This window comes from Stenoxybacter acetivorans DSM 19021 (assembly GCF_000745895.1).
In the GTDB taxonomy this organism is placed as follows: Bacteria; Pseudomonadota; Gammaproteobacteria; order Burkholderiales; family Neisseriaceae; genus Stenoxybacter; species Stenoxybacter acetivorans.
Window position 1 is genome coordinate 98182 of record NZ_KN050771.1, and the last position, 11474, is coordinate 109655.

Here is an 11474-nt window from a genome sequence, read left to right on the forward strand (position 1 = left end):
TGGATAATTTCAGTTGAATAATTCAATAACACACACTTTCAGGCAGCCTGAGGCAAGCCGTGAAACGCTGCCGGTAAATTCCGATCGCCATCAACAAAACTAACCCATTCAAACGCATTTTCATCTGCCAAAACCTTGCGAAGCAAGGCATTGTTGATTGCATGTCCGGATTTATGCCCTTCAAACGCGCCGATAATCGGGTGTCCCACAACATACAAATCACCGATGGCATCTAAAATTTTGTGCCGCACAAATTCATCGGCATAGCGCAATCCTTCCGGATTGAGTACATCAATGTCGTCAATCACAATGGCATTGTTCAAATTACCGCCCAAACCCAAATTATGACTGCGCATCAGCTCCACTTCCTGCATGAACCCAAACGTGCGCGCTCTGGAAATTTCATCAATGTAGGATTGTCCTGCAAAATCAATTTCAAGCGTTTGATTACTGCGATGAAACACCGGATGATCAAAAGCAATGGTTAGGCGCACCTTAAAACCATTATACGGCGTAAAACGCACCCATTTATCCGCTTCGGCAACTTCAATTGTTTTTTTAATGCGTAAAAACCGCTTTTGTGCTGCCTGCTCCGCTACGCCCGCGTCTTGCAGCAAATAGATAAAAGGCAAACCGGAACCGTCCATAATCGGAATTTCCGGCGCATTCAGTTCAATCAAAATATTATCAATGCCATACGCCGCCAATGCCGACATGATGTGTTCAATTGTGCCGACTCGCACACCCAAATCGGTTACCACTGTGGACGACAATCGGGTGTCGTTAATCAAAGACGGGCTTAGAGCAATCATTTCGCCTTCTTTACCGTGCAGGTCGGTGCGCCGAAAAGCGATGCCAAAATCTGCCGCTGCCGGATGCAAGCTCAAACGCACACGTTCACCCGAATGCAAACCAACGCCGGTAACGAATACTGATTTTGCTAAGGTTCTCTGCTTCATACTGACCTCAATTTTATGATCACAGTGATTTTACTTAAAAGCAAAACACGCTTCAGCGGCACTGCACCAATCATACGGCAAGAATAAAAAAACACAGCCATTATCTTAAAATATTACCGCCGCGAATACTGTTTCTTTGACAGCCTATATTGTAAACCAAATCAACCCCGCCACATCAAAACAAACCAAATAAAGTGAACGCAAAGCTGCTCACAAAACGGTTAATTTATCCAAACTTATACACAGGCATAAAACCAAAATACACAGTTATCCACAATTGTCCCGATGTTTTCCTCAAGGAAAACCTTCGATTTATATTTTATATTTTAATTACAATACAATATCTTATAATACTTATACACAGGAAAAACCCCTTCATAAGCATCATCATCCAATTAATTATTTAAAAACAAGTATAAAAACAAGCAAATCATACGGTTTTTATTTTTTTACATTGCAAAAGCCATTTTTTCACATTACAAAAACCACCGAAAAAGGCATAATAAGCCCATTTTTGCCAACAACTCACCGCAATGACCAGCCCTTCTTTGTATCTACCGCCACGAAAAGCGCAAGCAAGTGTGATTACCCTGCCCGGCTCAAAAAGCATCAGTAACCGCATTTTGTTGTTATCGGCACTGGCTGGCCAGACAACGGAAATTATTTCGCTGCTGTATTCTGACGATACTGCGCACATGATAAATGCGTTGGAACAATTGGGTATTCACACAGAAAAACGTTCAGGTAGCCTGTTTATTCATGGCTGCAGCGGGCGGTTTAAACAAAAACAAGCAAGTTTGTTTTTGGGCAATGCCGGTACGGCTTTTCGTCCGCTGACAGCAGTATTGGCAGTCTTGGGCGGCGAATACCAATTAAGCGGTGTGCCGCGTATGCACGAGCGGCCGATTGGTGATTTGGTTGATGCTTTACGTCAGTTGGGTGCAAGTATTGATTACTTGGGCGAACAGGGCTTTCCGCCTTTGAGAATAGGTAAATTTAAAAATAGTGATGTACCGATTATTCGTGTGAACGGCAATGTTTCCAGCCAATTTTTAACAGCCTTATTACTGGCATTGCCGCTTACAGGCAAAGCACAAACCATTGAAGTAATCGGTGAATTAATATCCAAGCCGTATATTGATATTACATTGAACTTAATGGAAAAATTTGGGGTTTTGGTGAATAATGAATCCCACCGCCGTTTTCATTTGCCCGCGAACGCGGTTTACCAAACGCCCGGTAAAATTTATGTAGAAGGTGATGCGTCCGGTGCGTCCTATTTTCAGGTAGCCGGATTGCTTTCAGGCAGCCCGATTCGCGTGCAGGGTGTGGGCAAGAACAGTATTCAGGGTGATGCCGCGTTTGCTGCCGAATTGGCAAAAATAGGAGCAACTGTGGTTTATGGCGATGATTTTATTGAAGTGTCCCGTGAACCCACGCGCCAAATTGATGCTTTTGATTTAGATGCCAATCACATTCCCGATGCGGCGATGACTTTGGCAATTGTGGCACTGGCGGCAAATGGCACATCGACTTTGCGCAATATCGGCAGCTGGCGCGTGAAAGAAACAGATCGCATTGCTGCCATGTCAACCGAATTGCGCCGATTGGGTGCAACGGTATTGGAAACCGAAGACAGTATTCAGATTACGCCGCCGAAAAAACTGATACCCAATGTGCATATCCATACTTATGATGACCACCGAATGGCAATGTGTTTTTCTTTAGTGAGTTTGTTGGATACACCGATTTATATCAATGATCCGCAATGTGTAAACAAAACATTTCCGGATTATTTTCAGATTTTTGAGACGCTGAGCCATTCCGTACAACAGCCAAATATTCATATAAAATAAACCATTATTAAAGCAGTTAATCATTCTTTTGCCGATATTAACCCCTGCTTTTCAGAGCAGGAAACACGCTGTATCTTGTCTTGATTAAAGGCAAAGTTTCGGGTGATGTGTGGTTAGAGTGCAGTAAAAACGGCTCTTAAACACTGAATTATGCCGGCAAAGATATTTATTAAAGAGAAAGAACAATATAAAGATGAAAAAATTTTCAGTAAAAAAAATCGCTATTTATGGCGTGGGTGCATTAAGCGGTGCTTTATTGACTTTGAGTGTACAAAGTTATGCCAATGAGCAAAAAGAAGCCTTGCCGGTGCAGTCCATTCGTACCATGGCAGAAATTTATGGTCAAATCAAAGCCAATTATTATGAAAATAAAAGCGATGATGTGATTTTAGAAGGCGCAATGAAAGGCATGGTTGCCAATCTGGACCCGCATTCTGAGTATATGACCACAAAAGATTATGGTGATTTAAAAGAAAATACCAGCGGCGAATTTGGCGGTTTGGGTATGGAAATCGGCAGTGAAGACGGGTTTGTTAAAGTGGTTGCGCCGATTGAAGACACGCCGGCGGAACGTGCGGGGGTAAAAAGCGGCGATTACATTGTTAAAATCAACAATGAATCCACCCGCAATATGAGTGTTACCGAAGCCGTGAAAAAAATGCGCGGTAAACCCAACACCAAAATTACCCTTACTTTGTCGCGCAAAGACGAAACCCAGCCGATTGTGGTGCATTTAATCCGTGCCATTATTAAAGTTAAAAGTGTGCGTTTTCAAATGCTGGAGCCAAATTTCGGCTATATCCGCATCACCCAATTTCAAGAACGCACGGTTGCCAATTTGGCAGATGCGATTAAGCAGTTATCCGTAGAAAATAAAGGTCAATTAAAAGGCTTGGTATTGGATTTGCGCGATGATCCGGGCGGCTTGTTAAATGGCGCAGTGGGCGTGTCTGCGGCTTTTTTGCAACCCAATCAAACCGTGGTCAGTACCAAAGGACGCGACAATAAAGTTGGCATGTTGTTAAAAGCTGCGCCGAATGATTATGTTTACAGCGGTGATGACCCACTGGTGAATCTGCCGTCTGAAATTAAAACCATTCCGATAACGGTATTGATTAATTCCGGTACGGCTTCTGCCTCTGAAATTGTTTCCGGTGCATTGCAGGACAATAAACGCGCAGTGGTTGTGGGTACGCGAAGTTTTGGTAAAGGTTCAGTGCAAACGGTATTGCCTTTGTCCAACGGCGGCGCAATGAAATTAACCACTGCTTTATACTACACACCAAATGATCGTTCTATTCAAGCGCAAGGCATTGTACCTGATGTGGAAGTGTTGGATAAAACCCGAAAATTTGAAAGCCGTGAAGCCGATTTGGGCGGGCATATCAGTAATCCATTTGGCGGCGAAGAAGTAAACGGCGAAATTTTATCGGCAGACAACGATGAAGCCGCCGCTTCTGCCGAGCTTAATAAAGCCAATGAAAAAACAGATAAAGAAGACATTGCGGAACGCCATAAACCCAATCCTGCTAAAGATGCACAATTGAAAAAAGCGTTGGAATTGGTAAAAGACCCGCAAGCATGGCAGCAATCATTGGGTTTGGCGGCAAAAAAACCGATAAAGAAAAAAGCGGATAAAGAATAATCAGACAAGCTGCCTGAAAGTATATTGATGTTTGCTGTGTTGTTAAGGGCTGTTTCGAGAAATATTAAACAGCTTTTCTGTAATCTTTCAGATGCAAATTTTTATCAGGCAGCTTTAAAAATCAATAAAGGCTTTATTATGGCTTCACCGATTTTATTTACTTTACCCGATGCTGAAAACAATGTTTTTAAGGTAGCCGAACATTTGCCTTTGATTGTGTATTTTTATCCCAAAGACAGCACCCCCGGTTGCACAACAGAAGCGCAGGAATTCAGCTTATTACTGCCGCAATTTCAAGAACTCGGGTTTAGCATAGTGGGTATTTCGCGCAACAGCGTGAAAAGTCATCAACAATTTGTCTGCAAATACGAATTGAATGTAACTTTATTGGCTGATGTTGATTCTGCTGTGTGCCGGCAATTTGATGTGATTAAAGAAAAAAATAACTACGGCAAAAAAGTATTGGGTATTGAACGCAGTACTTTTGTATTAAATCAACAAGGTGAAATTATTCAAGAATGGCGCAAAGTTCGCGCAGCGGGACACGCACAAATGGTGTTGGATTGGGTGCGCAGTTATCAATCAGCGGATAAACAGCCAAAATGATGATCAGTTATTATTATCCCGCGCCTTTTGGTCAATTGATTGTTTCGTTTACTTCTGAAAAAGAAGTATATTCAATTGATTTGCTTGATGAGGCTAAACCTGACTTGCCTTTGCTGCAAGGCGAATGGTCGGAAAAATTCAACGCTTATTTTTCAGGCAGCCTGAAAAATTTCAATTGCCCGCCGTCAGCAAACGGCACTGCTTTTCAAAAAAGGGTGTGGCAAGCGATTGCCGAAATACCTTGCGGGAAAACCGAAACCTACGGTGAGATTGCAAAAAAATTAAATTCTGCCGCCCGTGCGGTTGGGCAAGCCTGCGGCAAAAACCCATTGCCGATTGTGATTCCTTGTCATCGGGTTGTGGCAGCAAACGGCGGTTTGGGCGGTTTCAATTTGGGCGGCGGTCAGCAAGGCTTAGAGATTAAACAATGGTTGTTAAACCATGAACGCGCTGCACAATAAGCCGTTATCTGAAAAACGGCTGCCTGAAAAAATGCAGCAAATCATTGAATCTTTGCTTGATCATTTGTGGTTAAGCGAACAATTAGCAGAAAATACTTTATCTGCTTATCGCCGTGATTTAAGTAAAATTGCTTATCGTTTGCAAGAAAAACAACAGGATTGGCTCACTGTATCTGCCGCCGATTTATCTGCTGTGGTGTTTACAGACAGCGAGCAAAAAAGTTCACAAGCACGGGCGTTATCGGCATGTAAACGCCTGTTTCAGTATTTGCATGAGCTGGGTTTAAGGCAGGACGTACCCACTAAATTTTTAAAAAATCCAAAAAAAAACAATCGAATACCCACGTTTATTTCTGAAGCCCAAATTGAAGCCTTGCTTGCCGCGCCAGATATTGAAAGCCCTTACGGTTTGCGCGATAAAGCCTTGCTGGAAGTGATGTATGCCACTGGCTTGCGTGTGAGTGAAGCCGTGAAATTACGTTTAAACGAAATGGATTTACAGCGCGGTGTGTTAAGTGTTGTCGGCAAAGGCAATAAACAAAGGCTTGTGCCTTTGGGTGAAGAAGCGGTGTATTGGTTAATGCGTTATTTAACCGAATCTCGCTCGTTTCTGTTAAAAAACACACATTGTGATGATGTGTTTGTCAGTCAGAAAAAATGCGGCGTGAGCCGCCAATTGGCGTGGCTGGCAATAGACCACTATACACGGCAAATCGGCATTGCACACATCAGCCCGCACGGTTTACGCCACGCATTTGCCACCCATTTGGTAAATCATGGTGCGGATTTGCGCGTGGTGCAAATGTTATTGGGACACGCAGACATCAATACCACACAAATCTATACCCATGTTGCCAATGAACGATTAAAACAAATGGTTGCCGAACACCACCCGCGCGGCTGAAAAGAGCAGTATTGTTAAAGTAATTTTTCAAATTGATACAAAATGAAAAAATGATAATTATTCATATGCTCAGCGGTGTATTTTAATGAAATGGATTGACTGTCAAAGAAACGTCAAATTTTTGAGTGCATAAGCAAACGGTGCAGAACAAACGGACGTAAACCGCAAACAGTCAAACCATCAAATAAGGAGCAATAATAAATAATGGCTGATAACAAGAAAGAAACCGAGCGCACCGAACTTCATCGTGTTATTTGGCGCATAGCCAATGACCTGCGCGGGAGCGTGGACGGTTGGGATTTCAAGCAATACGTTCTTGGAATATTATTCTACCGTTATATCTCAGAAAATTTGTCGGGATACATCAATGCCGGAGAGCATGAAGCGGGCGACCCATTATTTGATTATGCCAAGTTGCCTGACAACCATGCAGAATTAGACCGTGAGGATTTGGTTGCCACGAAAGGCTTTTTTATACTGCCGTCTGAATTATTCGAGAACCTGCGGGCAAAAGCGGCGAATGACCCAGATCTTAACGTTACGCTTGAAAAAATCTTTAAGCACATAGAAGCATCGGCGCAGGGTACGCCCTCCGAAGCCAACTTCAAAGGGCTGTTTGACGACATTGATGTAAACAGCAACAAGCTTGGCGGTACTGTTGCACAACGAAATTCGCTGCTTGTGAAATTATTAAACGGCGTGGGTGAAATGAAGCTGGGCGATTATCGTGAAAACACGATTGACGCGTTTGGTGATGCTTACGAGTATCTGATGGGTATGTATGCAAGCAATGCCGGCAAGAGCGGCGGCGAATATTACACCCCGCAAGAAGTCAGCGAACTGCTCACACGCTTGACGATTGTCGGCAAAACCGAAGTCAATAAGGTTTATGATCCCGCTTGCGGTTCGGGTTCATTGCTGTTGAAATTTGCCAAAATACTTGGCAAAGAAAATGTTCGCAATGGTTTCTTCGGGCAGGAAATCAACATCACAACATACAATCTTTGCCGCATCAATATGTTTCTGCACGACATTGATTACGACAAGTTTAACATTGGGCACGGCAATACACTCACCGATCCGCTGCACTGGGATGATGAACCGTTTGAAGCAATCGTTTCCAATCCGCCATACTCAATTAAATGGGAGGGTGATGCCAATCCGCTTTTGATTAATGATCCGCGTTTTAGCCCCGCCGGCGTACTTGCACCGAAAAGCAAAGCTGACCTTGCGTTTATCATGCACTCGCTCAGTTGGCTTGCTACAAGCGGCACGGCGGCAATTGTCTGTTTCCCCGGCATACTCTATCGCAGCGGTGCGGAGCAAAAAATCCGCAAGTATCTCATTGATAACAACTTTGTTGATTGCATTATTCAGTTGCCTGACAACCTGTTTTTCGGGACACCTATCGCCACCTGCATTATGGTGCTCCGCAAAGGTAAAAGTGAAAATACCACGCTGTTTATCGATGCTTCCACCGAGTGCGTAAAGGTAACAAACAGCAATAAACTGACTGCTGATAATATCGACAAAATTGTAGCGGCATATGAAAGCCGCGAGAGCACAGAATATTTCACCCGCCTTGTGCCAAATGCAGAGATAGCGGAACAAAACCATAATTTATCTGTTTCCACTTACGTGATGCAAGAGGACAAACGTGAGGTTATAGACATCACTAAGCTGAACGCCGAGATTGAGCGGATAGTCAAGCGAGAGGACGAGCTGCGCCGCGCCATTGACGAGATTGTTAAAGAAATAGAGGGCGGCGCGGTATGAATAAATCCGAAATAGAAATTTATCAAATTGCTGATGGTCTGACAAAGATTGACGCACGTTTGGACGGCGAAACCGTGTGGCTTACGCTTGACCAAATGGCGATGCTCTTTGAACGCGATAAACCCACCGTGTCGCGGCATATTAAAAACGTTTTTGATGAGGGCGAATTGGACTCGTTGGCAATCAGGTTGAGGACATAGAAACATGGTCGAGGGAAAACGGGCGAACAGAGTTCGCCTCTACGTTGTCAGGTCGAAAAGAGATTGTTGCCTGAATGAATTCGTAGGGGCGAATTGTATTCGCCCGCAAACAGGTTGGGTATAGAAACACGGTCGCGGAAAAACGGGCGAACAGAGTTCGCCCCTACGTTGTCAGGTCGAAAAGAGATTGTTGTATGAATGAATTCGTAGGGGCGAATTGTATTCGCCCGCAAACAGGTTGGGCATAGAAACAGGGTCGCGGAAAGATGCAGGAGACGAGAAAAATGCAGATGACTAACATTAAGCGTACAGAACAGCTGATCGCTGTCATAAACGATATACACTTGCAGTTTTCGCAGGATTACTTTGAAACGGGTAAGGTGGAAAAGCATAACCTGTCTAAAACGGTTGTGCCGACAGAGCATATACTGCGCTATCGGCTGAACTTGCACGAGAGTATTAACGATTATCTTGCGGGTCATAACCTTGACGGTATAACGTATTACTACCGCGTCAAAACTTCGGAAAGTATTCATGACAAGATTTCTCGTTATGCGAAAAATAATGACCAATATCCGGTAAACAATTGGATGAACGATATTTTCGGCGCGAGAATGATTTTGTGTACTTCGGATATTGAGCAGATTATTGAACTGCTTGATGAATGGCAAAACACATATGGTCTAAAAAATTGGTACTTGCGCGACAAGCCCGAATACAGGGGTTTGCATGTTTATTTTAAGAACAAATCAAATTTCTGTTTTCCGTGGGAATTGCAGTTGTGGGACAAAAATGACGTGGCGCACAATATTGAAAATCACAGACTTTACAAGAGAGGGTTTGTGAAATAAGTAAAATTGTTTGCTTGTAAAAATAACACACTGTTGCGGTTGAACTAAGAATGTTATGATGAATAAACAAGAGGTTGGTTAATATGGAAAAAGATATTCGTTGGCGGCAGCGGCTTGAAAATTTTGAAAGATCTTGCAAACTTCTTTCTGAAATAGAGAATTATGAAATCAATTCAACACCCGCAATCGTGTGTGAGGGATTTATTCAAAGGTTTGAAATATGTTTTGATTTGGCTTGGAAAACCGTAAACGATTATTTGCGTTATCTCGGACACGATGTTATGCCGTCTCCCCGCCCGATAATAAAAGAAGCGTTTGCTGTTGGTATTATTGAAGAGGGTCAAGTATTTATTGATATGTTGGAAGCACGTAACTTAATGTCGCACCGATATGACGAAAAAACATTTAACCATATTTTTTTGCAAATTCAAGAATTGTTTTTTCCGGCATTGTTCAAGCTCTGCAAAAAATTAAATGAGGAAAATCAATGAATATTGGCTTATCAGAAAATCATTTAGAACTGATTAAAAAAACACTGAAAAATCAAAATATTATTCGTGCCGTTGTTTTTGGTTCACGAGCCAAAGGCAATTGGCGCGAAAATTCCGATATAGACATTGCCGTTTTCGGAGAAGCAAATATCGGCGCGTTAAGTGCGGTATTGGATGAACTGCCTATGCCCTATAAATTTGATTTATTATCGTATGAAAATATACATCATTTGCCTTTGCGCGAACACATTGACCGAATTGGGATTGAAATATATAAACGTAAATTAAGTAAACTTGAACAGCTTATCGCCGAACATTGCCCGAATGGAGTGAGGTTTGTAACGCTCGGAGAGGCGTGTACTATTGTTCGCGGAGGTTCTCCTCGTCCAATACAGCAATATATAACAACTGACCCGAACGGCATTAACTGGATAAAAATCGGTGATGTTGAAAAAGGTGGCAAGTACATCATATCAACTAAAGAGAAAATCATACCAGCGGGCGTATCTCGTTCACGTTTTGTAAAGCCCGGTGACTTTGTACTGTCGAACTCTATGAGTTTTGGCAGACCCTATATTTTGAAAATTGAAGGGTGCATACATGATGGTTGGCTTGCGATAAGCGACTTTGAAAAGTACTTTGTTTCAGATTTTCTTTACTATATGCTATCTTCTGGTGCGGTTCAGAACGCGATGCTTTCCTTGGTTTCGAGCGGAACAGTATCAAATCTAAACGCAGAGGTTGTGAAAAGTATCCGCATTCCCCTCCCGCCGTTGCCCGTACAACGTGAAATTGTCCGAATTTTGGATAATTTCACGGAGCTTACAGCGGAGCTTACAGCGGAGCTTACAGCGCGGAAAAAACAATATGAATATTATAGAGATAAACTCTTGAAATTTGATGCTGACGCGAACACAATCTTTACAGACAGACAGACAGACAGACAGACAGACAGACAGACAGACAGACAGAGGAGAATAGTATGGACAACGTTAGGGAAAATAGCGATAAATCTTGATGCTAAACGAAAACCCGTGACAAAAGGAGTGCGCGAAGCTGGAGAGTTTCCGTACTATGGCGCAAGCGGTATTGTTGATTATGTCAGTGATTATATCTACGACGGCGATTATTTGCTTGTATCCGAAGATGGAGCTAATCTTGTGGCAAGAGTTACACCAATAGCGTTTTCGGCAAGTGGAAAGATATGGGTGAATAATCATGCTCATGTTTTGAAGTTTGAAACTTATGCTGAGCGAAGATTTGTTGAATTTTATCTAAATATGATTGATTTGAGCCGTTTTATCTCAACGGCGGCACAACCTAAACTCAATCAAGATAATCTCAAAAAAATCCCCATTCCAGTACTCTCCCTCACCGAACAAGCCCGCATTGTTGCCATACTTGACCGTTTCGACACACTCTGTACCGACTTAACAAACGGGCTTCCTGCCGAAATCGCGGCGCGCAAAAAGCAATATGAATACTACCGCGATAAATTATTGACCTTTAATGAGGCTGCCTGAATAAATTCGTAGGGGGTTGCATTCGCCCGCAATCAAGGTTGAACATAGAAACACGGTTGAGGGAAGACGGGCGAACAGAGTTCACCCCCTACGTTGTCAGGTCGAAAAGAGATTGTTGTATGAAGGAATTTGTAGGGGCGAATTGCATTCGCCCGCAATCAGGTTGGGCATAGAAACACGGTCAAGGGGAGACGGGCGAACA

General features: G+C 43.0%; 11 protein-coding genes. 10 read left to right on the forward strand and 1 reads right to left on the reverse strand.

Annotated elements, in window-relative coordinates; all coding sequences use genetic code 11:
• Positions 1 to 38 precede the first annotated feature (38 nt).
• Positions 39 to 959, reverse strand: a complete 921-nt coding sequence (gene lpxC, locus Q384_RS11510) for a UDP-3-O-acyl-N-acetylglucosamine deacetylase (protein ID WP_037588336.1) — start codon at positions 957 to 959, stop codon at positions 39 to 41.
• 533 nt (positions 960 to 1492) lie between these two features.
• Between lpxC and aroA the strand changes: the two genes are divergently transcribed.
• From aroA to Q384_RS11560, 10 genes are all read left to right on the forward strand, one after another.
• Positions 1493 to 2815: a 3-phosphoshikimate 1-carboxyvinyltransferase gene (aroA, locus tag Q384_RS11515; protein ID WP_037588338.1), complete on the forward strand. Its 1323-nt coding sequence runs from the start codon at positions 1493 to 1495 to the stop codon at positions 2813 to 2815.
• A 193-nt stretch (positions 2816 to 3008) separates the two neighbouring features.
• Positions 3009 to 4460 (forward strand): S41 family peptidase, encoded by a 1452-nt coding sequence (locus Q384_RS11520; protein ID WP_037588339.1) that lies wholly within the window; start codon positions 3009 to 3011, stop codon positions 4458 to 4460.
• Positions 4461 to 4598: 138 nt separating this feature from the next.
• Positions 4599 to 5066, forward strand: coding sequence for a peroxiredoxin (locus tag Q384_RS11525; protein ID WP_037588385.1), 468 nt, complete (start codon positions 4599 to 4601; stop codon positions 5064 to 5066).
• Positions 5063 to 5527: a methylated-DNA--[protein]-cysteine S-methyltransferase gene (locus Q384_RS11530; protein ID WP_037588341.1), complete on the forward strand. Its 465-nt coding sequence runs from the start codon at positions 5063 to 5065 to the stop codon at positions 5525 to 5527. The genes Q384_RS11525 and Q384_RS11530 overlap by 4 nt, the downstream gene beginning before the upstream one ends.
• Positions 5528 to 5558: 31 nt before the next feature.
• Positions 5559 to 6431, forward strand: a complete 873-nt coding sequence (gene xerD, locus Q384_RS11535) for a site-specific tyrosine recombinase XerD (RefSeq protein WP_037588387.1) — start codon at positions 5559 to 5561, stop codon at positions 6429 to 6431.
• A gap of 204 nt (positions 6432 to 6635) precedes the next feature.
• Entirely contained in the window at positions 6636 to 8207 is a 1572-nt protein-coding gene (locus Q384_RS11540; RefSeq protein ID WP_037588344.1) for a type I restriction-modification system subunit M, read from the forward strand.
• The gene (locus tag Q384_RS11545) at positions 8204 to 8407 is read left to right on the forward strand and encodes a virulence RhuM family protein (RefSeq protein WP_037588346.1); all 204 of its coding nucleotides are present in this window, start codon (positions 8204 to 8206) and stop codon (positions 8405 to 8407) included. Before Q384_RS11540 ends, Q384_RS11545 begins: the two co-directional genes overlap by 4 nt.
• A 284-nt stretch (positions 8408 to 8691) precedes the next feature.
• Positions 8692 to 9258 (forward strand): nucleotidyltransferase family protein, encoded by a 567-nt coding sequence (locus Q384_RS11550; protein WP_245608554.1) that lies wholly within the window; start codon positions 8692 to 8694, stop codon positions 9256 to 9258.
• Positions 9259 to 9341: 83 nt separating this feature from the next.
• The gene (locus Q384_RS11555) at positions 9342 to 9749 is read left to right on the forward strand and encodes an HI0074 family nucleotidyltransferase substrate-binding subunit (RefSeq protein WP_037588348.1); all 408 of its coding nucleotides are present in this window, start codon (positions 9342 to 9344) and stop codon (positions 9747 to 9749) included.
• On the forward strand, positions 9746 to 11272 hold the full coding sequence (locus Q384_RS11560) for a restriction endonuclease subunit S (protein ID WP_084224482.1): 1527 nt from the start codon (positions 9746 to 9748) through the stop codon (positions 11270 to 11272). The genes Q384_RS11555 and Q384_RS11560 overlap by 4 nt, the downstream gene beginning before the upstream one ends.
• Positions 11273 to 11474: the final 202 nt, after the last annotated feature.

Excerpts from the sequence above, each read along its gene's own strand:
- lpxC (WP_037588336.1), bottom strand. The coding sequence starts at position 959 with ATGAAGCAGAGAACCTTAGCAAAATCAGTATTCGTTACCGGCGTTGGT.
- aroA (WP_037588338.1), top strand. The coding sequence starts at position 1,493 with ATGACCAGCCCTTCTTTGTATCTACCGCCACGAAAAGCGCAAGCAAGT.
- Q384_RS11520 (WP_037588339.1), top strand. The coding sequence starts at position 3,009 with ATGAAAAAATTTTCAGTAAAAAAAATCGCTATTTATGGCGTGGGTGCA.
- Q384_RS11525 (WP_037588385.1), top strand. The coding sequence starts at position 4,599 with ATGGCTTCACCGATTTTATTTACTTTACCCGATGCTGAAAACAATGTT.
- Q384_RS11530 (WP_037588341.1), top strand. The coding sequence starts at position 5,063 with ATGATGATCAGTTATTATTATCCCGCGCCTTTTGGTCAATTGATTGTT.
- xerD (WP_037588387.1), top strand. The coding sequence starts at position 5,559 with ATGCAGCAAATCATTGAATCTTTGCTTGATCATTTGTGGTTAAGCGAA.
- Q384_RS11540 (WP_037588344.1), top strand. The coding sequence starts at position 6,636 with ATGGCTGATAACAAGAAAGAAACCGAGCGCACCGAACTTCATCGTGTT.
- Q384_RS11545 (WP_037588346.1), top strand. The coding sequence starts at position 8,204 with ATGAATAAATCCGAAATAGAAATTTATCAAATTGCTGATGGTCTGACA.
- Q384_RS11550 (WP_245608554.1), top strand. The coding sequence starts at position 8,692 with ATGCAGATGACTAACATTAAGCGTACAGAACAGCTGATCGCTGTCATA.
- Q384_RS11555 (WP_037588348.1), top strand. The coding sequence starts at position 9,342 with ATGGAAAAAGATATTCGTTGGCGGCAGCGGCTTGAAAATTTTGAAAGA.
- Q384_RS11560 (WP_084224482.1), top strand. The coding sequence starts at position 9,746 with ATGAATATTGGCTTATCAGAAAATCATTTAGAACTGATTAAAAAAACA.